The sequence below is a fragment of the Streptomyces sp. NPDC005004 genome, assembly GCF_053600675.1.
The window spans coordinates 215,406-241,040 of the sequence record NZ_JBSGAH010000008.1 but is presented as its reverse complement, the minus strand read 5'-3'; the positions used below and the strand labels follow the sequence as shown (position 1 = coordinate 241,040).

The following is a 25,635-nucleotide window of genomic DNA, read 5'->3' as shown; positions in this document are numbered from 1 at the left end:
ACCGCGCCTGCGGAAGCTCCCCGGCCGCACAGGTGCTGCTCGGCGCCGGGGAGTGACGCCCGTCAGTCCAGGTGCGTCGGCGCGAACATCCGCAGTACCGCCGGGAGTACGACCACCGAGGGGCCCGGAGCGGCCAGTGCCTTGGACAGGTCCGCCTCCAGGGTCTCCGGGGAGGTCAGGACGCCGGGGACGCCGAAGGACTCCGCGAGGGCGACGTAGTCGGGGCGGGTCAGTTCCGTGGCGGTCGGTTCGCCGAAGGCGTCCGTCATGTACTCGCGGAGGATGCCGTAGCCGCCGTCGTCGACGATGAGCCAGGTGACCGGGAGGTCGTACTGGCGGGCCGTCGCCAGCTCCGCGATGGAGTAGAGGGCGCCGCCGTCGCCGGAGACCGCGAGGACCGGGCGGGTGGGGTCGGCCGCCGCCGCGCCGAGGGCGGCGGGGAAGCCGTAGCCGAGGCCGCCGGCGCCCTGGGCGGAGTGCATGGTGTTGGACCCGCGGGGGTCGAAGGCGGACCAGGCCCAGTAGGCGAGGATCGTCATGTCCCAGAAGGACGGGGAGCCCGCAGGCAGCGCCTTGCGCACCGACGCCAGCACGTCCTGCTCCAGGGTGAGTTCCTGGGAGGCGATGCGTGCCGTCACCTTGTCCAGCAGTTCTCGCACCCGCTCGGGCGCGGTCGCGTCCGTACGCTCCTCCACCGTCTCGAGCAGCGCCTGCAACGCCGGCCGGGCGTCCGCGTGGATGCCGAGCGCCGGATGGTTCGACTCCAGCTTGCCGAGGTCCGCCTCGATCTGGATGACCCGGCCGCGCGGCTTGAACGTGTGGTAGTTCGAGGAGAGTTCGCCGAGCCCCGAGCCGACGACCAGCAGGACGTCCGCGTCCTCCAGGAAGTCCGTCGTGTGCCGGTCCTCCAGCCAGGACTGGAGGGACAGCGGGTGTTCCCAGGGGAAGGCGCCCTTGCCGCCGAAGGTGGTCACCACGGGGGCGTCCAGCTTCTCCGCGAGCCGAAGCAGCTTGCCCGAGGCGTCGGAACGTACGACTCCGCCGCCCGCGATGATCGCGGGCCGAAGCGCACGGGACAGCAGGTCCGCCGCCACCGCCGTGAGTTCGACGCGCGGGACCAGTTCCTCCGGGGTCGCGTCCGGGGCCGTCACCACCGGCAGGGAGGTCTCCGCGAGCAGCACGTCCTGCGGGATCTCCACCCACACCGGACCGTGCGGGGCGGTGAGCGCGGAACGCCACGCCTCCGCGATGGCCGACGGGATCTGCGACTGCGAGCGCACCGTGTGAACCGACTTCACCACGCCCCGGAACGAAGCCGACTGATCCGGGAGTTCATGCAGATAACCGTGGCGACCACCACCGAGCCCCGCCGTCGGGATCTGGCTGCTGATCGCCAGGACCGGCGCCGACGCCGACGCCGCCTCCTGGAGCGCGGCCAAGGACGTGAGCGCGCCCGGCCCCGTGGAGAGCAGCAGCGGCGCCGCCTCCCCCGTGATCCGGCCGTACGCGTCCGCCGCGAAACCCGCGTTGTTCTCCACCCGCAGGCCGATGTAGCGCAGCGAGGAGCGGCGCAGGGCGTCGAACATGCCGAGCGCGTGCTGGCCGGGCAGGCCGAAGACGGTCGTCGCGCCGAGCCCGGCCAGGGTCTCCACGACCAGGTCGCCGCCGTTGCGCCCGGGAGGAGGGTTCAGGGCGGCGGAGATCTGCGCCTCGGTCGGGCGGAGCACCAGGTCGTGGTCGTGAGTCACTGCGCTTACGCGTCCTTCCGGGCCGCCGCGATCTGACGGCTCATGATGGTGGTGAGTTCGTACGCGGTGTGGGAGGCCGCGACCGAGGTGATCTCGGCGTGGTCGTACGCCGGGGCGACCTCGACCACGTCCGCCGAGACCAGGTTGCACGAGGCGAGCCCGCGCAGGATCTCCAGCAGCTCGCGGGAGGTCATGCCGCCCGCCTCGGGGGTGCCGGTGCCGGGGGCGTGGGCCGGGTCGAGGCAGTCGATGTCGATGGAGATGTACAGCGGCCGGTCCCCGATGCGCTGGCGGAGCTGGTCGGCGACCTCGTCGGCGCCCCGGCGGTAGACGTCCGCCGAGGTGACGATGCCGAAGCCCATCTTCTCGTCGTCCGTGAGGTCCTGCTTGCCGTACAGCGGGCCGCGCGTGCCGACGTGCGACAGCGCGGAGGTGTCGAGGATGCCCTCCTCGACCGCGCGGCGGAACGGGGTGCCGTGCGTGTACTCGGCGCCGAAGTACGTGTCCCAGGTGTCGAGGTGCGCGTCGAAGTGCAGCAGCGCGACCGGACCGTGCTTCTTGGCGACGCTGCGCAGCAGCGGGAGCGCGATGGTGTGGTCGCCGCCCAGCGTCATCAGGCGGGCGCCGGTGCCGAGGAGGTCGTCGGCGGCGGCCTCGATGGTGTCGACGGCCTCGTTGATGTTGAACGGGTTCACCGCGATGTCGCCGCCGTCCGCGACCTGCGCGAGGGCGAAGGGGGAGGCGTCCTGCGCGGGGTTGTACGGGCGCAGCAGCCGGGACGCCTCACGGATGGCGTTGCCGCCGAAGCGGGCGCCCGGCCGGTACGAGACGCCGGAGTCGAACGGCACACCGACCACGGCGACGTCGGCGCGGCCGACCTCGTCGAGGCGGGGCAGCCGGGCGAAGGTCGCGGGGCCCGCGTAGCGCGGGACGCGGGAGGAGTCGACGGGTCCGCGGGGCGTCTCGGAGCTGCTCATCGTGAAATGCCTTCTTCCTTGCGCTTCGTCGCGCATGTACTGCTTTCCGTACGACTCTACTGGTGAGCCGGGACCGGTTCGGACGGGAGTTCGGGGGATTTGCCGGCGAGGCGGTCGCGCCAGACGGCGAGGACGCGCTCGTCGGTGGGCTTCGTGGCCAGGGAGACGACGACGTAGGCGACGAGGGAGGCGAGCAGGCCGTAGTAGACGGGCTCGTTGGCGAGGATGCCGTAGGCCGCCATCAGGCCGATCACCGCGAGGCCGCCGACGATCACGGAGGCCAGCGCGCCCTGCACGGTGCCGCGCTTCCACAGCAGCCCGCCGAGGATGGGCACGAGCAGACCGCCGACGAGGAGGTTGTACGCGACGGTCAGCGCCTCGACCACGTTGTTCAGGGCGATGGCGGTGCCGATCACCGCGAGGCCCATGATCAGGATGAAGACGCGGTTGCCCTTGACCTCGTCGTGCGGCTCGCCCGAGGAGGATTCCGGGCGGACCAGACCCCGCAGCCGGGACCAGATGTCGTTGTTGGCGACCGTCGCGCAGGCGATCAGCGCGCCGGAGGAGGTGGACATCACGGCGGCGAGGGCGGCGGCCAGCACCAGACCCCGTACGCCGATGGGGAGTTCGTCCTTGACGATGGTCGCGAACGCGTCGTCCGGGTTGGCCAGCTTGGGGTAGAGGACCTTGGCGGCGGTGCCGATGACGGCGCCCGCGACGGCGTAGGCCAGACAGTAGGTGCCGGCCACGGTGCCGCCCCACTTGGCGGTGCGGTCGTCGCGGGCGGTGAACACGCGCTGCCAGATGTCCTGCCCGATCAGCATCCCGAAGGTGTAGATCAGCACGTAGGTGAAGATCGTCTCGCCGCCGATGCCCAGCGGGTCGAAGTACGTGGTGGGGAGCTTGGCCTTCATCTCGGCGAAGCCGCCCGCCTTGACCACGGCGATGGGCAGCAGCAGGAGCAGCACGCCGATGGTCTTGACCACGAACTGCACCATGTCGGTGAGCGTGATCGACCACATGCCGCCGAGGGTGGAGTACGCGACGACGATCGAGCCGCCGAGGACGATCGCGAGGGTGCGGTTCATGTCGAACAGCACGTCGAAGATCGTGGCGTAGGCGATGGTCGAGGTGACGGCGAGCATGAGGGTGTACGCCCACATGACGACGCCGGAGATGACACCGGCCCGGCCGCCGTAGCGCAGGTCCAGCATCTCGGAGACGGTGTAGACCTTCAGGCGGGCGATGCGGGCCGAGAAGAACACCGAGAGGGCGAGCAGCCCGAGGCCGATGGTGAAGACCATCCAGGCGCCGGAGAGGCCGTAGCGGTAGCCGAGGCCGACGCCGCCGATGGTGGACGCGCCACCCAGGACGATCGCGGCCATGGTGCCGGAGTACATGGCGGGCCCCAGGCGGCGGCCCGCCACCAGGAACTCGCTCTTCGACCTCGCCCGGCGCATCCCCCACCAGCCCATGGCCAGCATTCCGACGAGATAGACGACGATCACTGTGTAGTCGACGGCCATGGGCGGGGCCCTCCTTCGCGCGCAGTCCGGTGGCGTGTCGTGCGGTGTCGTGGGGGTGCGACGGCAGCATTTCGCGGGGACATCCGCCCGTACCCGTGGCTGCCGTTCCGCCTAGAGATTAGGTGGCCGGAAAGCGACTGCGAAGTGTACGTTTCATCCACTCGAACGGGGCGGGACGGAGGAATCGCACATCATGACGGACCCGATCGCGCCGGCCGTGCCGCCGACCCCGCCCGTACCGCTCTCCGCCCTGCTCGCGCGGGATGACCTGGGGCTGCGGCAGATCGCGGGCCCCGCGGACCCGGACACCGTGATCCACTGGGCGCACACCTCGGAGATGGCGGACCCGTACCCCTATCTCCTCGGGGGCGAGCTGCTGCTCACGGCGGGCGTCCACGTGCCGGAGGCGGCGGGCTCCGATGGGGGCACCCCCTGCTCGAGCGAAGTCGAGAGCTTGGGGGACTACTTCCACGACTACGTCTCCCGGATCGTCGCGGCGGGCGGCGCCGCCCTCGGCTTCGGTCTCGCCCCGGTGCACGACACGGTCCCGCGCGCGCTGGTGGCCGCCTGCGAGGTGCACGGCCTGCCGCTCCTCGAGGTGCCCCCGCGCACGACGTTCTCAGGGGTGGCCCGCGCCGTCTGGCAACTGATGGCCCAGGCCCGCCTCGCCGAACTCCGCCGCGTCACCGAGGCCCAGCAGAGCCTGACCGCCGCCGCCTCCCGCCCCGATCCGGTCCCCTCCGTCCTCCGCCAGCTCGCCCAACGCCTCGCGGGCCACGCGGTCCTCTACGGCCCCGACGGCACACTGATCGCCTCGGCGGGCCGCGCCCCGACGACCCCGGACACCCGGGAGGCGCTGGCCCGGCTGGCATCCGTGGTGCGGCCGCTGCGGGTGCCGGTGCCGTCCGCCGGGGAGGGCGATACGGCGGGCGGCACGGCTCGGGAGGACGGCACCGCGACGGGACACCCGGGCACCGACGTCGACGCCCACCTCAGGCCCGAGCCCCACCCGGCGCCGGGCGCCGACACCGCCCCCAGACCCGGGACGGAACCCGAACCCCGTCCGGGCAACGTCCCCCGCCCCACCCCCACCTCCGCCACCGACACCCACCACGGCACCCACCTCGCCGCCTATGCCCTCGGGACCAACGGCGGGTTCGTGCTCGGGGTCGCCGCCGGGCAGCGGACCGCCGGGGATCACACCATCGCGTCCGTCGCCGCCGTGCTGTTGTCGCTGCTGACCGGGGAGCATCAGAGCGGGGCGGGAGCGGACCGGTCGTCGGCGCTGGTGCGGTTGTTGCTGGGCGCGTCGGCCGAGGAGGTCGTGCCGTTGCTGCGGCCGGGGCGGGATGAGCCGTGGGTGGTCGTGCACGCGCGGCCCGAGGGAAGGGCGCCGGACGCCGTGGCCGCCGCCGCGCTGGGGACGGCGCTGGGTTCGCCGCTGACCGACCTCGCCCGGGACGTCGTACGGGTGCTGGTGCCCGGCGGGCGGGAGCCGGCGCCGCAGCCCGGGTGGACGCTCGGGGTGAGCGCGCCCGCACAGCCCGCGGACTGGGCCGCCGCCGACGCGCAGGCGGCCCGCGCGCTGGCACGCGCCCGCGCGACTCGCACCGCGCTGGTGCGGCACGGTGCTCGCCCGGGGCTCGCGGACCTGGTGCCCCCGGCGGACGCCGAGGCGCACGCCCGCGCCCTGCTCGCCCCGCTCGCCGTGGGACCCGCGCTCGCCGAGACACTGCGCGCCTGGCTTTCGCTGCACGGGAGTTGGGACCGTACGGCGGTCGCGCTGGGCGTCCACCGCAACACCGTGCGCCAGCGGATCGCCCGCTGCGCGACCCTGCTCGGGGCCGATCTGGACGATCCGGACGTACGGATGGAGTTGTGGTTCGCGCTGCGCCGGGGCTGAGCCCTGCGGCGGCGCAATGACGGAGACGGCACCCGGCCCGCTGCCCCACAATGGGGGACATGCCGATACCCGGGACACCCAGCCGCGCCGAGCTGGTCGAGCATCTGGTGAGAACCCGTATCGCGGGCGAGGTCGCCACCCCCCGCGAGAACAACCTCTCCCACTACCGCAGGCTCGCCAACGGAGACCGTCACTTCTGGCTCGGTCTGGAGCTCGGCGACCGCTGGTCCGACGAGCAGGACGTGCTCGCGGTGATGGCCGAACGCGTCGGTGTGAACGACGATCCCGGCCACCGGTACGGTCAGGACACCATCGACCCCGAGCTGACCGTGGACGCGCTGGACCGCATGGCCGCCCGGCTGCGCAAGGCGGCCGAGGGCGAGCAGCGGGTGCTGTTCGCGACCGGTCACCCGGGCGGTCTGCTCGACGTGCACCGCGCGACGGCCGCCGCGCTGCGCGCCGCCGGCTGCGAGATCGTCGTCATCCCCGACGGGCTGACGACGGAGGAGGGGTACGTCATGCAGTTCGCGGACGTGGCCGTCCTGGAGCACGGCGCCACCCTCTGGCACACCCACTCGGGCGAGCCGATGCGCGCCATTCTCACCGGACTTGAGCGCGCCGGGCGCCCGCTGCCCGATCTCGTGGTGGCCGATCACGGCTGGGCGGGATACGCCGCGCAGCACGGCGTGGACGCGGTGGGCTACGCCGACTGCAACGACCCGGCGCTCTTCCTCGCCGAATCCGAGGGCACCCTCCAGGTGGCGGTGCCGCTCGACGACCATGTGGTGAGCCCTCGCTTCTACGACCCGATGACCGCCTATCTCCTGGCGGAAGCGGGGCTGTGACGCGCCGAGCGCGATGTGCGGCCCCGTCCAGGGCCGCACATCGCGCTCAGATCGCGGTGAATGAGTCAGCGTCCGTGGCCGCCGCCACCATGGCCGCCGCCACCGTGACCGCCGCCACCGTGGCCGCCGCCGCCATGGCCGTAGCCACCGTGACCGCCGCCGTGGCCGTAACCGCCGTGGCCATAGCCACCGTGACCGTAACCGCCGTGGCCGTAACCGCCGTGGCCGTAGCCGCCGTGACCGTAGCCCCAGCCACCCCGGCCCCAGTCGTCGTTCCACCAGTTGTTGTGGTGGTACCGGCCACCCCAGTCGTTGCCCCAGTTGTTGTCGTTCCAGCCGTTGTTCCAGCCGTTGTGGTTCCTGCCGCCCCAGTCATTGCCGTAGGAGCTGCGGTCGTTGTTGTGAGACGGGGCTGCAGAGGCGGTGCCCGCGGTGCCTATCGCGGCTCCTCCGGCCAGCAGCAGGCCGGTGGCGGACATCGCGACGAGGCGCCTCGTGCGCTGTGATCGCATGGGAATACCTTCCATCTCCATCGTCTCTCGCGTGTCCCCAGGCTGGGGGCGAGGTGGATGGCCGTCGCCGCGAAAAGAGAGGACGCGGCGCGGTCTTCAGATGTCACCGCATTGTCTGAGCGGCACGATGTGGAGCCGCCGACACCTGCAAGTCATCCGTACGCTGTGCGTCACCGGGTGCTGCGGCTGAGGTCCGGGCGTCCGGAGGCTCGTCGGCCGGGCAAACCGTGCGTTGCGGCTTTCACTGATAGAGCCTAGTACCCCATGCGCCACTCGTCACTTCGAGCAACCATGTATCTGGAAGTATTGTCAAGTCCCCTTCACCACAAGGTTGTTGACGGTGCCACTTCAGTGCGGGACACGCACCACGCCCTCCTGGACGACCGAGATGGCGAGCTGTCCCTCCCGGGTGAAGATGCGGGCCTGACCCAGACCCCGGCCGCCGTGCGCGGACGGTGACTCCTGGTCGTACAGCAGCCACTCGTCGGCGCGGAAGGGGCGGTGGAACCACATCGCGTGGTCCAGCGAGGCGCCGACCACGTCGCCGACGGCCCACCCTCCGCGCCCGTGCGCGAGCAGCACGGAGTCGAGCAGGGTCATGTCGGAGACGTAGGTGGCGAGGACGACGTGGAGCAGGGGGTCGTCGTCCAGCTTGCCGTTGGTGCGGAACCAGACCTGGCTGTGGGGCTCGCGCGGGGTGCCGAACTCGCCGTACGGCGGCTCGTCCACGTAGCGCAGGTCGATCGCCTCGCGGGCCTCCAGGAAGCGCTCGACGACCTCGGGGTCGAGGTGGTCGTAGCCGCGCAGCCGCTCCGGAGAGGTGGGCAGCGTGGCCGGGTCGGGGGCCGGTGGCATGGCGGCCTGGTGGTCGAGGCCGTCCTCGAACGTCTGGAAGGACGCGGAGAGATGGAAGATCGGCTTGCCGTGCTGGACGGCGACCACGCGGCGGGTGGTGAAGGAGCGGCCGTCGCGGATGCGGTCGACGCTGTAGACGATCGGCGCTCCGGGGTCGCCCATGCGCAGGAAGTAGGCGTGCAGGGAGTGCGCGTGACGGTCGGCGGGGACGGTGCGGCCCGCGGCGACGAGCGCCTGGGCCGCGACCTGTCCGCCGAAGACGCGGGGGACGACGGCGGAGCGGGACCGCCCGCGGAAGATGTCCTCCTCGATCCGTTCGAGGTCGAGCAGATCGAGGAGGTCCTGAAGTGCCTGGCTCATGACGTGTAGTGGTATCGGCCAGTCATTGCGGGGGCCTTACAGGCCCATGTCCTTGGCGATGATCGTCTTCATGATCTCGCTGGTGCCGCCGTAGATGCGGTTGACACGGTTGTCCGCGTACAGGCGGGCGATCGGGTACTCGTTCATGTAGCCGTAGCCGCCGTGGAGCTGGAGGCAGCGGTCGATCACGCGGTGGGCGACCTCGGTGCAGAACAGCTTCGCGGAGGCGGCCTCGGCGGGGGTCAGCTCGCCGGCGTCCAGCGCCTCGGTGGCGCGGTCGGCGACGGCCTCGGCGGCGTCCACCTCGGCCTGGCAGGCGGCCAGCTCGAACTTGGTGTTCTGGAAGTGGGCGACCGGCTTGCCGAAGACCGTGCGGTCCTGCACGTACTGCTTGGCGAAGCGGACGGCGGCCTTGGCCTGGGCGTAGGCGCCGAAGGCGATGCCCCAGCGCTCGGAGGCCAGGTTGTGGCCGAGGTAGGAGAAGCCCTTGTTCTCCTCGCCGAGGAGGTCCTCGACGGGGACCTTGACGTCCACGAAGGCGAGTTCGGCGGTGTCGGAGGTCTTCAGGCCGAGCTTGTCCAGCTTGCGGCCGACCGAGTAGCCCTCGGACTTGGTGTCCACGGCGAAGAGGGAGATGCCGAACCGGCGGTCGTCCTCCTTCGGGGCGGAGGTACGGGCGCAGACGATCACCTTGTCGGCGTGCACACCGCCGGTGATGAAGGTCTTGGCGCCGTTGAGGACGTAGTGCGTGCCGTCCTCGGAGAGCCTGGCGGTGGTCTTCATGCCCGCGAGGTCCGAGCCGGTGCCGGGCTCGGTCATCGCGATGGCCCACATCTCCTCGCCGGTGACGAACTTCGGCAGGTACCGCTTCTTCTGCTCGTCCGTGGCCAGCATCTTGATGTACGGCAGGGCGAGCAGCACGTGCACGCCGGAGCCGCCGAACTGGACGCCCGCGCGGGCGGTCTCCTCGTAGAGGACGGCCTCGAACTTGTGGCTGTCGAGCCCCGCGCCGCCGAACTCCTCCGGGACGTTGATCCCGAAGATGCCCAGCTCGCCGAGCTTGTAGTAGAAGTCGCGGGGAGCCTGGCCGGCCGCGAACCACTCGTCGTAGACGGGCACGACCTCGGCCTCGATGAAGGCCCGAAGGGTCTCCCGGAACGCCTCGTGATCCTCGTTGAAAACCGTACGGCGCACGCCGCCACCTCCACGTACCTCGGCATGACATCGGGCATGTCTAAGCGCTTGCTCAACCGAAGATACCGGCGAGTACGAGGACCCGTCCAGGGTGAGCTTCCCCACCCCGGACGACGAGGATCAGCTGCCGGCCTTGCCGTACCGCCGGAAGTCGGCGGTGTCGATCAGCCAGGGACCGAAGGGGACCGTGTCGCCGAAGATGTAGGCGTCCTTGCGGGCGTAGCGGCCCTTGCAGGGGTCGGAGTGGGCTTCGATGGTGCCGGTGCGGGGGTCGACGATCAGGTAGTGGGCGATGCCCATGGCGGGGTAGTCGGCCAGCTTCTCGATGTAGTCATTGGTCGGGTTCGACGGAGACACGATCTCGACGACCCCCAGCGCCTGCGTCGCATCGACGGCGATGCCTTCTTCGTCAAGGGCGACCTCGGGAATGACGACCGCGTCGGGGAGACGCATGCGACCGATCGCGGGGTGTTCGATCTCGGGGCCGCTCGCACAGATGTAGCCGGGATGCGTGCGGAGAAGCTGATCATCCAACTGCTTGCAGATGCGGCGAACCGTGCCCTCATGACGCTTCGACGGACACATCATGGCCAGTATCGGGCCGGACGGACCGATCTCGACGCTCCAGGCTCCTTCGAGCCGCTCGGCGTAGGCGCCGAGCTCCTCGGCGATCACGCGCATCTTCGCGTAGTCCATGGGGCCAGCGTACTGAGGATGCCCTCTGCGGCGGCGCCGTTCAGACCCCCGCCGCCGCGAACGCCCCCCGCGCCATCCGGTGCAGCAGCGCTGCCGTGGTCCCCCGCCCGGGGAGCGTGCCCGCGCGGCCGAGGTGGGGGGTGGAGTTGAGGAGGCCGAAGACGGAGTGGACGGCGGAGCGGGCGGCGGGTTCGGTCAGGAGCGGGTGGACCCTGCGGACCACCTCCACCCAGAGTTCGACGTACTGGCGCTGGAGCTGGCGGACGAGCTTTCGGTCGCTCTCGCGCAGCCGGTCCAGTTCGCGGTCGTGGAGGGTGATCAGCGGGCGGTCGTCGAGGGCGAAGTCGATGTGGCCCTCGATGAGGGAGTCGAGGACCGCCGAGGCGTCCGCGTGGCCGTCGGCCTCCGAGAGGCGGCGGCGGGCGCCGGTCAGCAACTGGCCGCTGATGCCGACGAGCAGCTCGGCGAGCATCGCGTCCTTGCCGGGGAAGTGACGGTAGAGACCGGGTCCGCTGATGCCGACCGCCGCTCCTATCTCGTCCACGCCCACGCCGTGGAAGCCGCGCTCGGCGAACAGGCGCGCGGCCTCCCTGAGGATCTGCTGGCGCCGGGTCGGGGCGTCGGTTCTGCTGGCCATGCGGTTCATTCTAGACAGGGAGGTTAGCGGTCGTTAACCTGAGGGAAATGCGTTAACGCTCATTAACAAGGTGAGGGGTTCGCAGGATGCACGAGGCACCGGAGCTGACGAGCGCGGCGGATCCCGCGTCGGAGGCCTGGCGGGCCAACGAACAGGCCCATCTCGCCCTCGGCGAGGAGCTGCGCGCGAAGCTCGCGCACGCCGCCCTCGGCGGCGGCGAGAAGGCGCGCGCCCGCCACACCGCGCGCGGCAAGCTGCTGCCGAGGGACCGGGTGGACACACTGCTCGACCCCGGCTCCCCCTTCCTGGAGCTGGCCCCCCTCGCGGCCGACGGGATGTACGAGGGACAGGCCCCGGCCGCCGGGGTCATCGCCGGGATCGGCATGGTCAGCGGCCGCCCCTGCGTGATCGTCGCCAACGACGCCACGGTCAAGGGCGGCACGTACTACCCGATGACGGTCAAGAAGCACCTCCGCGCCCAGGAGGTCGCCCTCGACAACCGCCTCCCCTGCGTCTACCTGGTCGACTCCGGCGGCGCCTTCCTGCCCATGCAGGACGAGGTCTTCCCCGACCGCGACCACTTCGGCCGCATCTTCTACAACCAGGCCCGCATGTCCGCGGCCGGCGTCCCGCAGATCGCCGCCGTCCTCGGCTCCTGCACGGCGGGCGGCGCGTACGTCCCGGCGATGAGCGACGAGGCGGTCATCGTCCGCGACCAGGGCACGATCTTCCTCGGCGGCCCCCCGCTGGTGAAGGCAGCCACCGGCGAGGTCGTCACCGCGGAGGAGCTGGGCGGCGGCGAGGTCCACTCCCGCGTCTCCGGCGTCACCGACCACCTCGCGGAGGACGACGCCCACGCCCTCAGGATCGTGCGGAACATCGTCGCGACCCTCCCCGCCCGCAAGGACGCCCCCTGGGAGGTCACGGCGCCCGTCGAGCCCAAGGTGGACCCCCACGGGCTGTACGGCGCGGTCCCGGTCGACTCCCGCACCCCCTACGACGTCCGCGAGATCATCGCGCGCGTCGTGGACGGCTCGCGCTTCAGCGAGTTCAAGTCCGAGTTCGGCCAGACCCTGGTCACCGGCTTCGCCCGCATCCACGGCCACCCGGTCGGCATCGTCGCCAACAACGGCATCCTGTTCTCCGAGTCCGCCCAGAAGGGTGCCCACTTCATCGAGCTGTGCGACCAGCGCGGCATCCCGCTGGTCTTCCTCCAGAACATCTCCGGCTTCATGGTCGGCAGGGACTACGAGGCGGGCGGCATCGCCAAGCACGGCGCCAAGATGGTCACCGCCGTCGCCTGCACCCGTGTGCCGAAGCTGACGGTCGTGGTCGGCGGTTCGTACGGCGCGGGCAACTACTCGATGTGCGGCCGCGCCTACTCCCCCCGCTTCCTGTGGATGTGGCCCGGCGCCAAGATCTCCGTCATGGGCGGCGAACAGGCCGCCTCCGTGCTCGCCACGGTCAAACGCGACCAGATGGAGGCGCGCGGCGAGGAGTGGTCCGCCGAGGCCGAGGACGCCTTCAAGGCCCCGATCCGCGCGCAGTACGAGGACCAGGGCAGCGCGTACTACGCCACCGCCCGCCTCTGGGACGACGGCGTGATCGACCCGCTGGAGACCCGCCAGGTCCTGGGCCTCGCTCTGACGGCCTGTGCCAACGCGCCGCTGGGAGAGCCCCGGTTCGGCGTCTTCCGGATGTAGAGGGAGGGGAATTCGTGTTCGACACAGTGCTGGTCGCCAACCGGGGCGAGATCGCCGTACGGGTCATCCGTACGCTCCGCGCGCTCGGCGTGCGCTCGGTGGCGGTCTTCTCCGACGCCGACGCAGGAGCGCGGCACGTCCGGGAGGCCGACACGGCGGTCCGGATCGGCCCGGCGCCCGCAGGGGAGAGCTATCTGTCGGTGGAGCGGCTCCTCGAGGCCGCCGCCCGCACCGGCGCCCAGGCCGTGCACCCGGGGTACGGCTTCCTCGCGGAGAACGCGGGCTTCGCGCGCGCCTGCGAGGAGGCGGGCCTGGTCTTCATCGGCCCGTCCGCCGACGCCATCGCCCTGATGGGCGACAAGATCCGTGCCAAGGAGACCGTCGCGGCGGCCGGGGTCCCGGTCGTGCCGGGCTCCAGCGGCAGCGGACTGACCGACGCCCAACTGGCCGAAGCGGCCCGCGAGATCGGCACCCCGGTACTGCTCAAGCCCTCGGCGGGCGGCGGCGGCAAGGGGATGCGTCTCGTCCGTGACGTCTCCGCCCTGGAGGAGGAGATCGCGGCCGCCCGCCGCGAGGCCCGCGCCTCCTTCGGCGACGACACGCTGCTGGTGGAGCGGTGGATCGACCGCCCCCGGCACATCGAGATCCAGGTGCTGGCGGACGGACACGGCAACGTCGTCCACCTCGGCGAGCGCGAGTGCTCGCTCCAGCGGCGGCACCAGAAGGTCGTCGAGGAGGCGCCCAGCGTCCTGCTCGACGAGGCGACCCGCGCCGCGATGGGCGAGGCGGCAGTGCAGGCGGCCCGCTCGTGCGGGTACCGGGGCGCGGGCACGGTGGAGTTCATCGTGCCGGGCGGCGACCCGTCCTCGTACTACTTCATGGAGATGAACACCCGTCTCCAGGTCGAGCACCCGGTCACCGAGCTGGTCACGGGCCTGGACCTGGTGGAGTGGCAGCTCCGGGTGGCCGCCGGTGAGCGGCTGGGCTTCGCGCAGGAGGACGTGACGCTGACCGGGCACGCGGTGGAGGCCCGCATCTGCGCGGAGGACCCCGCGCGCGGCTTCCTGCCCTCGGGCGGCACGGTCCTGCTGCTGGCCGAGCCCCAGAGCGACGGCGTCCGCACGGACTCCGGCCTCTCCGAGGGAACCGAGGTCGGCAGCCTGTACGACCCGATGCTGTCCAAGGTCATCGCCTACGGCCCCGACCGCGCGACGGCCCTGCGCAGGCTGCGCGGCGCCCTGGCGGAGACGGTCACCCTGGGCGTGCCGACCAACGCGGGCTTCCTGCGGCGGCTGCTGGCACATCCGGCGGTGGTGTCGGGCGAGCTGGACACCGGTCTGGTGGAGCGGGTGGTGGACGATCTGGTCTCCACCGAGGTCCCGGAAGAGGTGTACGAGGCGGCGGCGGCCGTCCGTCTGGAGGAGCTGCGGCCCGAGGGGGACGGCTGGACGGACCCGTTCTCGGTGCCGAGCGGATGGCGGCTGGGCGGGACGCCGAAGCCGGTGTCGTTCCCGCTGCGTGTCGCGGGACTCGAACCCGTCACTCGGACCGCCCGCGCCGCCGTGGTCACCGGTGACCACGTGACGGTCACCCTGGACGGCGTCCGCCACACCTTCCACCGCGCCGCCGACTGGCTGGGCCGCGACGGCGACGCATGGCAGGTGCGCGACCACGATCCGGTGGCCGCGTCCCTCACCCGCTCCGCGCGCGCCGGCGCCGACTCGCTGACCGCGCCGATGCCCGGCACGGTGACCGTGGTGAAGGTGGCCGTCGGCGACGAGGTGGAGGCCGGGCAGAGCCTGCTGGTCGTGGAGGCGATGAAGATGGAGCACGTCGTCTCCGCGCCGCACGCGGGCACGGTCGCCGAACTCGACGTGACACCCGGCAGCACGGTCGCCATGGACCAGGTCCTGGCGGTCATCGAGCCGAAGGAGGCGGCGGAGTGAGCACCGACGGGCTCCCCATGGTCGTACCGGCGCCGGGTCTCCCGGCCCGGGTGCGCATCCACGAGGTGGGCGCGCGCGACGGCCTGCAGAACGAGAAGACGGCCGTACCGACGGCGGTGAAGGCGGAGTTCGTGCGCCGTCTGGCGGACGCGGGCCTGACGACCATCGAGGCGACCAGCTTCGTGCACCCCAAGTGGGTGCCCCAACTGGCCGACGCGGAGGAGCTGTTCCCGCTCGTCAGCGATCTGGACGCGGACCTGCCGGTGCTGGTGCCCAACCAGCGCGGTCTGGACCGGGCCCTCGCGCTCGGGGCCCGCCGGATCGCGGTGTTCGCGAGCGCCACCGAGTCCTTCGCCAAGGCCAACCTCAACCGCACGGTGGACGAGTCGCTGGCCGTCTTCGAGCCGGTCGTACGGCAGGCCAAGGACGCGGGCGCGCATGTGCGCGGCTATGTGTCGATGTGCTTCGGCGACCCGTGGGAGGGCGCCGTCCCGCTCCACCAGGTCGTGAAGGTGTGCACGGCGCTGATGGACATGGGCTGCGACGAGCTGAGCCTCGGCGACACCATCGGCGTCGCCACCCCGGGCCACGTTCTCGAACTGCTCTCCCTGCTCAACGAGTCGGGCGTGCCGACCGACGCCCTCGGCGTGCACTTCCACGACACCTACGGCCAGGCGCTGGCCAACACCTACGCCGCCCTCCAGCACGGTGTGACCACCGTGGACGCCTCCGCAGGCGGCCTGGGCGGCTGCCCCTACGCCAAGTCCGCCACCGGGAACCTCGCCACCGAGGACCTGGTCTGGATGCTGCACGGTCTCGGCATCGAGACCGGCGTCGATCTCGACCGGCTCACCGCGACCAGCGTGTGGATGGCCGAACAGCTGGGCCGCCCGAGCCCCTCCCGAACCGTCCGCGCCCTCGGCAACACGACTCAGCCCGACAAGGACCAGTGATCAGCATGGACCACCGTCTCAGCCCCGAGCTGGAGGAACTCCGCCGCACGGTAGAGGAGTTCGCGCACGACGTCGTGGCGCCGAAGATCGGCGACTTCTACGAGCGGCACGAGTTCCCGTACGAGATCGTCCGCGAGATGGGCCGCATGGGCCTGTTCGGGCTGCCGTTCCCGGAGGAGTACGGCGGCATGGGCGGCGATTATCTGGCGCTCGGCATCGCGCTGGAGGAGCTGGCCCGGGTGGACTCGTCCGTGGCCATCACCCTGGAGGCGGGCGTCTCGCTCGGTGCCATGCCGATCCATCTCTTCGGCACCGAGGAGCAGAAGGCCGAGTGGCTGCCCCGGCTGTGCGCGGGCGAGATCCTCGGCGCGTTCGGCCTGACCGAGCCGGACGGCGGCAGCGACGCCGGGGCCACCCGCACCACGGCCCGCCTGGACGCGGACACGAACGAATGGGTGATCAACGGCAGCAAGTGCTTCATCACCAACTCCGGTACGGACATCACGGGGTTGGTGACGGTCACGGCGGTCACCGGCCGCAAGCCGGACAGCAAGCCGCTGATCTCCTCGATCATCGTGCCGTCGGGCACCCCCGGTTTCACGGTCGCGGCGCCGTACTCCAAGGTCGGCTGGAACGCCTCCGACACCCGTGAGCTGTCCTTCCAGGACGTGCGCGTCCCCGCCGCGAACCTGCTCGGCGCGGAGGGCCGCGGGTACGCCCAGTTCCTGCGCATCCTGGACGAGGGCCGCATCGCCATCGCCGCGCTGGGCACCGGGCTCGCCCAGGGCTGCGTGGACGAGTCGGTGCGCTACGCCAAGGAGCGGCACGCCTTCGGCCGGCCCATCGGCACCAACCAGGCCATCCAGTTCAAGCTGGCCGACATGGAGATGAAGGCCCACACCGCCCGCCTCGCCTGGCGCGACGCGGCGGCCCGCCTGGTCGCCGGCGAGCCCTTCAAGAAGGAGGCCGCCATCGCCAAGCTCTACTCCTCCACGGTCGCCGTCGACAACGCCCGCGACGCCACCCAGATCCACGGCGGCTACGGCTTCATGAACGAGTACCCGGTGGCCCGCATGTGGCGCGACTCCAAGATCCTCGAAATCGGCGAGGGCACGAGCGAGGTCCAGCGCATGCTGATCGCCCGGGAACTGGGGCTGACGGGCTGACACACTGCGGGCAGGTGCCCTATTCCTTGGGCACTTTGAAGTATTCGGGAGCGACGAGCGAAAGCTCGAACACCATGCCATAGCGCTTCCGGATGCCGGCCACCGTCACCGTGCCGGGTTCCCGCACGCACCGCATCACAGGCGGATTGTCGGCAAAACACGGCTGTGGCTCCCTGACCTGCGCAGGGGGCCTGTCGTGGAACTGCGTGTCCCAGGACAGGGAGTGCCATGCGTCGTCCAGTCTGGAGGGTTCGCTGCCGTTGTCTCCGCCGTGATGCCGGTAGTAATCGACGATGACTCCGTTACCGCGATGAGTGAACGGGATGCGCGACCCGGGCCGCTCACCGGCGGTGAGGATGTCGTCGAGGATCGAGGCGATGCGTTTGGGGTCGGCGCCGAAGTACGCGGTGACCTGCATCGTGCAGTTGGCTTTGTAGGTGTCGTCGCCGTTGGAGTCGAGCCACTGCTTGGCTTTTCCTCCCGCGCATGTGTCACGCAGGACAAGCAGGCCGAGGGCAAGGGAGGTCTGGTCCGTGTACTCGCGCACGGTGGCCCGGAGCCTGGCCTCCGTCCGCTGACGGGCCCCCTCCGCCTGAGCGCTGCCGGCCAGCCTGCGCACCTCCTCCGGGCTGGTGGCGCGGTCGGCCGTACAGGCGGATACGGCCAGCATGACGACCGTGGCGATGGTGCCCCACACCGTCTTGCGGGATCCCGACATGCTCGCGCCTCCCGTTCCCATGTGTTCCTGCGCCGTCTTCCGTCACTGTCCCGCCGGTCGGCGGATCGCGCATGAGTACCCGTACCTACACGCGATCGTTCCGGGGCGGCCCGGCGAAGGGGCGCCCCGGAACGATCGAGCAATCTACTCAGAGGCCCATGCCCGCCATGGTGCGTTCAAGCGAGTTGGCGTACAGACGTGCACCGCCGATCTTGGGATGGAACGACTGGGCGGAAAGCCCGTAGTCCTTCAGGATCGGCCAGTCCTTCACGGGCTTGTCCGAGGCGGTAAGAGTCTTGACGATGCCGTGGATATGTTCGGGATCGCCGCACACTCCCTTCCCTGCGAAGTCATCCGCCGGGTTGGAGAACCATGCGGAGACACCCTGAGCCTTCACGTCCTCGACGGCTCCCTTCATCGCCGACGCCAAGGTGCCGGCGGTGTCGCCGAGCCAGTTCGCGGAGTCCCCTGACAGACCGATGGGGCCGATTCGCAGACAGGACCCGGCATCGGAGATGAGCGGCGGATAACCCATGAGGACGATCTTGGCGTTGGGTGCCCGATCATGAATCGCCATCAGCGTCGTGACGATGTCCGGACGCACGATCTCGTTGATGATGCCAGGGACGGCAGTGCTCAACGGCAGACCGACAAAGCCCGCATCGCGACCGTGAACGTCATCGTCCTTCATGCTCGCATCAAACGACTTGCCGGCACAGTTTCCGCCCGTCCACATGAGGAGACACGCTTGGATGATGTCGCTGAACCGTGAGTCGTTGCCGCCGATGGAGATCGTGACCAGGGTCGTGTTCCCGTCGAGGTATCCCTGGCGGATCTGCGGTATCTCCCTGCTGTCCTGGAATTTGCTCAGGACGTTGTATGTGCGGGCTCCGGAGCAGGCGATGAGGTGGTAGTCCATCCGCGCGCTCCAGGAATCGTCCAGGGCCCCCGTCGACTGGGCTTCCCCGGGGATGGTCGCCTGCCTCGACCACGCCTGGCGGGAACGGTGGCAGGCGTCGCGGTCGCCCGTGACGCTGTTGCGGTTGTTCGTCTCCACGTAATAGTCGCGGTCACCTTCCGACGCGCCTTCGCCGGACGAGTAGGAGTCACCCATGGCGACAACCACATTGTTCGGTTTGCCGGACAAAGGCTGGAAGGCGACCGAGTCCCAGGCGACGTCCTCGTCCGCGGTCCCGTCCTCGGTGGTATTGGTCAGCGTGACACTGGGAGCACCGGTGAAGCGGAAGACGCCAAGGCTCACCCAGCGGTTCGCGCGCTGCTCCACCACCCGCTTTCCATTCGAATTGGTATCGGTCCCGTTGACCTCGTACCAGGCCTGACGTGTCTGCGCTCCCGTGTCTGGCAAATGAACCAGCACACGCGCCCATGTCAGGCTGGAGTCCAGGGTCCAGGTGCCCTTGATGGTCATCCGGCCGCCGTCGCCGCCTAGGTGAGCCGTGTCCCGAGTGTGCGCGTACCAAAAGTGACCGTCGTAACCGCCGCCGATCTGATGCAGATCGGCCTTGGCCTCGTACGGGCCGAGGCCGGGACCGGTCGCGGCCGGGTCCGCGTTGAACGTGAAATCGAAGTGCCCGTCGTCGGTACCCGTTTTCCCGCAGTCGCTGTAGGTGTTGATGTTGTCGGGCATGGAATGCACGATCCGCGTGTTCGGCGGCAGATCTGAGCGGGTGCAAACCGGGGTACCGTCGTGCAGACGGTAGCCGCGCCCCGGCTCGTCGCGCAGGGTGGCGTACTTGAGGCTCTCGTTTCCGCACGCGCCCAGTGCGCAGGCCTTCCAGGTCGCGTTGGATTCGTGCCACCAGTACTGGGTGAAGCAGGCCTTGTCCGGGCACTTCGGGGGGTTGGCCGAGTCACAGTTGTTGTGCGTGTTGCAGAAGGTGTCGAGGGGCGGCTTGATCGTATTGCGGTCCCCGTTGCTCAGCCACCATGCCGGCTGGAAGCCCGCCGTGGCGTATCCGGACTCGCCGAGCCAGTCCTGCCGCCCGGAGGTCGCGTAGGAGTAACCAGTGTCGATGGACCAGGCGGACCAGCCGAGCACCTTCTCCTCGTACGGCCAGTCCTGCGGGTGCGCGGGGTCCTTCGCCCAGCCGTCCGGATCCAGACTACTGTCCAGGAACGGCTTGCGGTCCGGCTTGAAGGTCGGGTTGGCGGGGTTGTTGTACCAGCCCAGGCCCCAGTTGCCGGCCTCACCCGCCTTCCCGGCGGGGTTCAGACCCGAGTTGTAGTTCCACAGCGCCGCGAACCAATTCTCCGGGCGCGCAGGGTCATCGTCGTTGATGGTGATCCTCTGCCCCGGCTCGTGGATCTCGTTCCACTTGTCGGCAAGGATGTACATGGAGGCGGCGATGTTCACGGCGTAGTCCAGCGCAACGCCACGCTGCTTGGCCGGCGACAGGGCCGTCTCCCCCTCCTTCTCGTATCCGGCGAGACGCATCCCATCGGTGACCTGCCCCACGCCGTAGCCGCAGTCTGAGAGATCCCAGTGGATCGCCCAGTACGAGTCCGGGTCGCCTTCTACCGGCTTGTGCCCGTAGAAGCCGTCGTAGGAGGCCAGCGGATTACCCACCTGGCCGGGGATCGTTCCGCCCTCGGCCTGCCACAGATTCGACTCCTGGGCCATGATGCCCAGCAGGACGTTGGCGGGGATGCGGCCGCCCCCGGTCAGCGACGGCCGGGGGAAGAGGCCCTGCGGATCTACGGTGCCGAGCCCGCTCTGGTCACGCCAGCCGCCCTGGACGAGCCACTGCGAGTGCAGCTCGCCTCGTACGGCCATGTCGACGGCCCATTCGACCTGATTCGGCGTCGGCTGCAGCGCCAGGAGCTTGATGTCGTTGCGAGGGACCGAGCACCACCGGTCAGTGTCCGTCGGATCGTGCGACACGGCGGCGGCAGCCACCCCGGCGCGAGGGCTCGCCTTCGACGTCTGTGCCGTCTGAGTACGCAGCGCCGGCGAGAGAGCGTCGTTACCGGTCTTCGCCACAGTGACAGCAACGCTCTGAGTGATCTTCTTCCCCGTGGCGGTGGCGGTGGAAGTCACCGTGGTCGGCTGGTCCGTCGCGACAGTATCCGGAGCCGGGGCTACCCGGTCCGTGGCCTTGGGGTTTGCGGTCTTCTTGTCGAAGCCCTTGCCCGCGTTCGCGACGTTGGCAAGACCACGCCGGACGCCGGGGGTGACAACTTGGCCGACGGCAAGTCGGCCGTGAGTGGAGATGTCCGCGTCGGCCGGAGCGGTGAGGTGAGTTACACCGGTTCCTGCCGTCTGCGGGGCATCCGTGGCGTGACCAGTGAGGAACACCCGCCCACGGTCGCCCTGATGAAGTGCCAGGTGGCCCAGCTTGCCCTTGGCAATCTGAGCCACTTTTCCATGGGCCTGCCAAATCTTGGCCACGGCAATGTCCTTGCCCTGGCGATCCATGAAGGCGACCTGACCATCCGCCGCGGACTGGATCTCGAATGGCACGTCGGAACCCGTGGCAAGGTTCTTCACCTTGCCAAGGCGGTCGACATGGACAAGATGGCGACCCTGCGCCGCCACCACCCCGTCCTTGACCGGGACCGCGCTGGTGACCTCACCAACAAGGGCGGTGACACGGGCCGTCTTGGCGGACGTGTCGACGGTGACCAGGCGCGTCTTCATCTTCGCCGGGTCGCTCATGTTCCGAAAGGCCGTGAACGCCGCCGTACGCGTCACCGTGTCACACGAGGGGTCGAAGTAGGCGAGCGAGGCAGTGAACGGCAACTTCGTCACGTGGCCGGTGCCGAGATTCACGATGGCTGCGAACGCACCGCCCTGCATGAGATCCGGCTTATTGGTGAACATGCGAGGTGCGTAGACGGCTGCAACGTGGTCGCGGTCCATGACGCACGTGTTACCGATCCACGAATCGGCCGGGACGCCAGGCTCGGCCAGAGCAGCCACAGTCTTCCACTCATACGCCTTCGTGGAGTCGGCTACGAGAATCTTGAAGCTGTTCGCATCAGAGGCGTCGGTGACCGCTCGGTCGTCGGAGGTGTCCCAGCCCTTGCCGAGACGGTGCACGGGGTCCGTGACGCGGGAAGGCGGCACGGAACTCGGCTCGGTCGAGGGGGAGGATGACGGTTGGGGTTTGGCCTCTATGGCGAATGCCGACGTGGTCGCCTGCATGAGGGCGGCCACGACCACCGTGGCCGCTAAGCCTGCCGTGACACGGACATGGCGGCCCCGTCTGGTGCCTTTTTGCATATTCGTCCTTTTCGTTGTCTCTCTGGACACGGCACAGCGACACCAAGGCCCGCCAGCCCGGTTCAGGCGGGCAGGCGGGGCGACGAGGCGTTGCTGTCGATGCGGGAAGCGGGCAATCCGAGAAGTGAGGAAGTGCGGCGTCAAGTAAGAGGAACCCGCGATTCTGACTGTGCGCATGGCGAATCGACGGCCGTTTTTCTCCTCCCTTGACGGCAGCGAAAACTCGTAACCACACGCCACACCAGGTTGAAGAACCTGTCAACGCCCCAACGCCGGGGGAGCATAGGCCACTCACAGGATGCGCAATAGAAGGTCAAAGGTGAAGGGTTTACAAAGCGGAGGGCGTCGCTACCCAAAGTTCCATCCCGTGCCCGCTTTCTCGCCTTTCGGGCCGCCTTCCTCTGACTTACTACACTCTCCCCCGACCGCCGGAGAGAAGTCGGCGATTCTCGGTCAGGTCCACACGATGGATGCACCGCTTTCGGTCGAGATACCTCCGCAGAACAACGAAGAAGGTTTGATCAGATTGCACACAGTGAGTAGTTGACCACCCCTGTGATCTAGTTCACACAAACCCAGTCCAGGTCGTCATGCTTGCGAAGTACTGGCTGTTCCAACTGATGGTCCCGGTGGACGTCGACGATACCTACGAACGTGTGGGGAATCGGTCAAACTCGACCACAACGCACGGCCTGTACAGATGCCCCTGAGCATGTTGGGCGAGAGATCAGCATCCGGCCAAACATGGCCGAGCACCCGCCGTAGCACTGGACCCTCCGCTCCCAGCTCCCCACAGGAACCTCGCACGCTGGAGGCGGTGGCGGCAATTGGCAAGATCGCGTCTGCTTCTGGCACGCAGGGATCGATTTCCTGCCACGCCCTCGATCAGGTCTTGCGACTTGCGTTCACGTCGCGACTAAAGTAACCCAGGCCGGAGCTGAATATCCCAGACCAGAAGCTTCGAGCCTTGACCATACACGGGGGCATGTCCAAGGGTGCGGGACCGCACACAACGGGACACCCCTTGGTGTGCAGAAGGCAAAAGGGGGACACATTGGCGCGTCTTGTAAGACCCATAACCACTCTCGCCACTGCGGCGGCGGCGCTCGCGGCCGTCTTTGCAACCTCACCACCCGCGTTCGCCGCGACCTCATACGTGGCTGACGAGTGCAGCTCCAGCTACAACCGGGCATGCTTCCGCATTCACTACGCCTCCCGCTCCGAGACAACGCAATTGTCCGAGAGCGGCTGTTTCATCAGCAACAAATCGATCACGAACCACTGGGGCTACTCCCCCAACGGGGCTTCGGTTGTTCGATACATCTTCAGTGCATTCCCTGGCTACTACACCGACCCTGACGGTGACACCCACAAGGGCATGTCCGCCCCGTGTGACAACAAGGGCGACGGACAGTACGCCACAGACAATGCCGCTTCTGCTTACAACCAGGACCCTTCCCACTCGTACACCGTCTACAGCAACACCGGGTACGCCGGCAGCAAGAAGACGATCCCAAAGTACGACGGCATCGCGCGGAACCTGAGCAGTGGCCTGAAGAACAAGAACTCGTCGAGCAAGAGGAATTAGTCATGCCCAAGAAGTGGATACGTTCCGCTGCGCTGGTCATCTCATGCTCGGCGCTCGCCAGCACCGCCGCATGCGGTACCGAGCACGCTCAGACCCGCCAGACGGTGCACACCAGAACCGAGGCCGGCTCCCTTCCGGACGCCGGCCTCCACGCCAAGTGGCCGACGGCCCGAGTGGAAAGTGGCCTTGCGGCGGGCATGCGGCTACCGCTTGAGGACTACATGCTGTCCTACCCGGACGAGGTCACCATCGAGACCGCTAAAGACAAGGTCAAGACCGCATGCATGGCGCGTCTGGGGTTCAAGTTCGCCCCGCCCGCTTCCGGCTCGACCCCGGCTCTTTCATATGACGACATGAACATGGAGCGTCGCTACGGCATCACCGACGCCAAGACCGCGCAGACGTACGGTTACCAGGCGCCCGGAGCAGCCGAGGAGCCTGCCGACGACACCGCCACGGAGGAGGAGACGGAAGGCCGCAGCGAAGGGTGGTTCGACGCCCTGGAGAACACATGCGTGCCTGAAGCCAATAAGAAGGTCGGCATTCTTTACGAAACCGACCTCGCCGGAGACCTCGCCGCTGAATCACTGGAGACCACGCAGCAGGACCCGAAGGTTGCGGCGGCCATAGCCAAGTGGTCGGCATGCATGGCCAGGCAGGATTACCCTGTGGACGACCCGCTCAACGCCATGCCTTCGGCGGCAGCAGGCACGGCGGAGAAGGCGTCCGTCTCCGAGATCGACCAGGCCAACGACGATGTCACCTGCAAGCGGTCGTCCGACCTCGTCACCGTCTGGCACGAGGCCGAAGCCGTGCACCAGCAACAGCAGATCGACGACCATAAGGCAGAGCTCAAGGCCGAGAAGGCCCGTAATGACAAAATGACCGATACGGCCCGGACCGTCCTCAGCGAGAACTAGCCGCCCCTTCAGGCCGAGTGCAACCGCCGCGGCTGTCCCCAGCCGCGGCGGTTGGCTCTCTCGTCCCGCAAACACGAGAATCCGCTCGGCAACGCCGGAAGCGCAACCGGCCCAGCCGGAGTCCATGCTCTACCCACATATGCGGCGCGGCCCCACCTCCGTGACCGGAAGCTCGCGGCGGTGGCCAGGTTTGCCGAACCAACAGCCCGGAGTCGCTTCATGCTCATGCGAACCTATACGCGCCGATCAGCTGGACTCGCCCTTCTTCTCCTGGCCCTCTCGGCGTGCACTGCCGACGCTGACCCGCAGGGACACAAGAGCACTTACGCACCAAAAGGCGACGTAACTATCACCCAGTACGACGTGGAAGCCACGAAGACCGGCCTTGTCGCCAAGGCCGAGTACCGTATCCGCAATAACAGACAGCACCCGCTCACCTATACGATCGCCTTCGTCTTCCTCGACTCCGACGGCTACGGAGTCGCCCAGCGGGCCGTACACAAACGCGTCAATGACCACACCACGTACACCGGAACGGTCAGCGCTCCGTGGAGCAGTCGGTCCGGATCTGCCGGCGCTCGTGTAGCCGACGTCGCCGTCGGTTGACCCACCTCGGCGATTACTTGATGAAGGATCAATTAACTCTCATGTCATCAGGGTTAGCCATGACGCCTCGCATCGCACGTCCCACACGCCCCCGCTCGCAGGCGATCGCCGCGCTCGCCCTGACCGTGTTCCTGGTCGGCGGGGGCACCGGCTGTTCGGTGCTGGAGGACAGTGCGCGGCCGGACGGCACGACGCGGGCGGCGGAGAAGCTGCCCGCCGACCAGGACCGGACGCGCTCGAAGGCGAACGCGCGGGAGTTCCGGGCCTGGACCGCCGTACACGGCACCGAGGCGCAGAAGTCGGCCGCCGCCCGCGTGGACCGCATCGTCGGCACCTGGGACGCGCACGCGGGCAACGCCTATGTCGCCACGGACATCGGCGGCGGCCGCACCCCGGTCGCGGACCCGCAGGGGGCGGCGGACGCCATCGCCGAGGCATTCGCCTCGTGGAAGGACTCCACGGCCGGATTCGTCTCCGTCTACGACGTCTTCGGCAACGCCGTCGTCACGAATCACAGGTTCTGACGGCCCCTCGGGCAT

At 69.2% G+C, this 25,635-nt stretch carries 20 protein-coding genes; 10 read left to right on the top strand and 10 right to left on the bottom strand.

The genetic code is table 11. The annotated features are described in order from the left end of the window. Positions 1-62: 62 nt before the first annotated feature. The 3 genes from ACWEEU_RS14070 to ACWEEU_RS14060 are packed head-to-tail and all read right to left on the bottom strand — an operon-like array spanning position 63 to position 4,251. Positions 63-1,748 (bottom strand): thiamine pyrophosphate-binding protein, encoded by a 1,686-nt coding sequence (locus tag ACWEEU_RS14070; RefSeq protein WP_385750734.1) that lies wholly within the window; start codon positions 1,746-1,748, stop codon positions 63-65. Positions 1,749-1,753: 5 nt separating this feature from the next. Then, positions 1,754-2,725 carry an agmatinase gene (gene speB / locus ACWEEU_RS14065; RefSeq protein WP_018544987.1) on the bottom strand — a complete coding sequence of 324 codons (972 nt, stop codon included), beginning with the start codon at positions 2,723-2,725 and terminating at the stop codon, positions 1,754-1,756. A gap of 56 nt (positions 2,726-2,781) precedes the next feature. After that, the gene (locus ACWEEU_RS14060; RefSeq protein WP_385750731.1) at positions 2,782-4,251 is read right to left on the bottom strand and encodes a sodium:solute symporter; all 1,470 of its coding nucleotides are present in this window, start codon (positions 4,249-4,251) and stop codon (positions 2,782-2,784) included. Positions 4,252-4,444: 193 nt separating this feature from the next. Here ACWEEU_RS14060 and ACWEEU_RS14055 point away from each other — a divergent pair, with 193 nt between their 5' ends. After that, on the top strand, positions 4,445-6,154 hold the full coding sequence (locus tag ACWEEU_RS14055; protein ID WP_451731950.1) for a helix-turn-helix domain-containing protein: 1,710 nt from the start codon (positions 4,445-4,447) through the stop codon (positions 6,152-6,154). A 59-nt stretch (positions 6,155-6,213) separates the two neighbouring features. Then, complete coding sequence (locus ACWEEU_RS14050; protein WP_385750726.1) at positions 6,214-6,999, top strand: phosphatase; 786 nt, start codon at positions 6,214-6,216, stop codon at positions 6,997-6,999. A 65-nt stretch (positions 7,000-7,064) separates the two neighbouring features. On the opposite strand, the gene ACWEEU_RS14045 is transcribed toward ACWEEU_RS14050, so the two are convergent. The 5 genes from ACWEEU_RS14045 to ACWEEU_RS14025 form a co-directional block, all read right to left on the bottom strand. Beyond that, a complete protein-coding gene (locus ACWEEU_RS14045; RefSeq protein ID WP_385741504.1) occupies positions 7,065-7,511 on the bottom strand; it encodes a hypothetical protein in 447 nt (148 codons plus the stop codon). A 348-nt stretch (positions 7,512-7,859) separates the two neighbouring features. Then, on the bottom strand, positions 7,860-8,726 hold the full coding sequence (gene tesB / locus ACWEEU_RS14040; protein WP_385741501.1) for an acyl-CoA thioesterase II: 867 nt from the start codon (positions 8,724-8,726) through the stop codon (positions 7,860-7,862). A gap of 36 nt (positions 8,727-8,762) precedes the next feature. Then, positions 8,763-9,920, bottom strand: coding sequence for an acyl-CoA dehydrogenase family protein (locus tag ACWEEU_RS14035; protein WP_451731945.1), 1,158 nt, complete (start codon positions 9,918-9,920; stop codon positions 8,763-8,765). A gap of 120 nt (positions 9,921-10,040) precedes the next feature. Beyond that, entirely contained in the window at positions 10,041-10,616 is a 576-nt protein-coding gene (locus tag ACWEEU_RS14030) for a Uma2 family endonuclease (RefSeq protein ID WP_451731942.1), read from the bottom strand. A 40-nt stretch (positions 10,617-10,656) separates the two neighbouring features. Continuing rightward, the gene (locus tag ACWEEU_RS14025; protein WP_385741492.1) at positions 10,657-11,253 is read right to left on the bottom strand and encodes an SACE_7040 family transcriptional regulator; all 597 of its coding nucleotides are present in this window, start codon (positions 11,251-11,253) and stop codon (positions 10,657-10,659) included. Positions 11,254-11,339: 86 nt separating this feature from the next. On the opposite strand from ACWEEU_RS14025, the gene ACWEEU_RS14020 reads away from it, so the two are divergent. The 4 genes from ACWEEU_RS14020 to ACWEEU_RS14005 are packed head-to-tail and all read left to right on the top strand — an operon-like array spanning position 11,340 to position 17,021. After that, positions 11,340-12,956 (top strand): carboxyl transferase domain-containing protein, encoded by a 1,617-nt coding sequence (locus tag ACWEEU_RS14020; protein ID WP_385741490.1) that lies wholly within the window; start codon positions 11,340-11,342, stop codon positions 12,954-12,956. Between the two features lie 14 nt (positions 12,957-12,970). Next, positions 12,971-14,902, top strand: a complete 1,932-nt coding sequence (locus tag ACWEEU_RS14015; protein ID WP_451731938.1) for an ATP-binding protein — start codon at positions 12,971-12,973, stop codon at positions 14,900-14,902. Positions 14,903-14,919: 17 nt separating this feature from the next. Then, the gene (locus ACWEEU_RS14010; RefSeq protein WP_451732124.1) at positions 14,920-15,855 is read left to right on the top strand and encodes a hydroxymethylglutaryl-CoA lyase; all 936 of its coding nucleotides are present in this window, start codon (positions 14,920-14,922) and stop codon (positions 15,853-15,855) included. A 5-nt stretch (positions 15,856-15,860) separates the two neighbouring features. Then, the gene (locus ACWEEU_RS14005; protein ID WP_451731935.1) at positions 15,861-17,021 is read left to right on the top strand and encodes an acyl-CoA dehydrogenase family protein; all 1,161 of its coding nucleotides are present in this window, start codon (positions 15,861-15,863) and stop codon (positions 17,019-17,021) included. 19 nt (positions 17,022-17,040) lie between these two features. On the opposite strand, the gene ACWEEU_RS14000 is transcribed toward ACWEEU_RS14005, so the two are convergent. After that, positions 17,041-17,739 (bottom strand): hypothetical protein, encoded by a 699-nt coding sequence (locus tag ACWEEU_RS14000; RefSeq protein WP_451731932.1) that lies wholly within the window; start codon positions 17,737-17,739, stop codon positions 17,041-17,043. A 148-nt stretch (positions 17,740-17,887) separates the two neighbouring features. Next, positions 17,888-21,982 (bottom strand): SGNH/GDSL hydrolase family protein, encoded by a 4,095-nt coding sequence (locus ACWEEU_RS13995; RefSeq protein ID WP_451731929.1) that lies wholly within the window; start codon positions 21,980-21,982, stop codon positions 17,888-17,890. A 1,054-nt stretch (positions 21,983-23,036) separates the two neighbouring features. On the opposite strand from ACWEEU_RS13995, the gene ACWEEU_RS13990 reads away from it, so the two are divergent. From ACWEEU_RS13990 to ACWEEU_RS13975, 4 genes are all read left to right on the top strand, one after another. Then, the gene (locus ACWEEU_RS13990) at positions 23,037-23,570 is read left to right on the top strand and encodes a hypothetical protein (RefSeq protein ID WP_451731926.1); all 534 of its coding nucleotides are present in this window, start codon (positions 23,037-23,039) and stop codon (positions 23,568-23,570) included. A 2-nt stretch (positions 23,571-23,572) separates the two neighbouring features. Next, positions 23,573-24,490, top strand: a complete 918-nt coding sequence (locus tag ACWEEU_RS13985; RefSeq protein WP_451731923.1) for a hypothetical protein — start codon at positions 23,573-23,575, stop codon at positions 24,488-24,490. 363 nt (positions 24,491-24,853) lie between these two features. Continuing rightward, positions 24,854-25,096, top strand: a complete 243-nt coding sequence (locus ACWEEU_RS13980) for a hypothetical protein (protein WP_451731920.1) — start codon at positions 24,854-24,856, stop codon at positions 25,094-25,096. A 59-nt stretch (positions 25,097-25,155) separates the two neighbouring features. Continuing rightward, positions 25,156-25,620: a hypothetical protein gene (locus ACWEEU_RS13975; protein ID WP_451731918.1), complete on the top strand. Its 465-nt coding sequence runs from the start codon at positions 25,156-25,158 to the stop codon at positions 25,618-25,620. Positions 25,621-25,635: the final 15 nt, after the last annotated feature.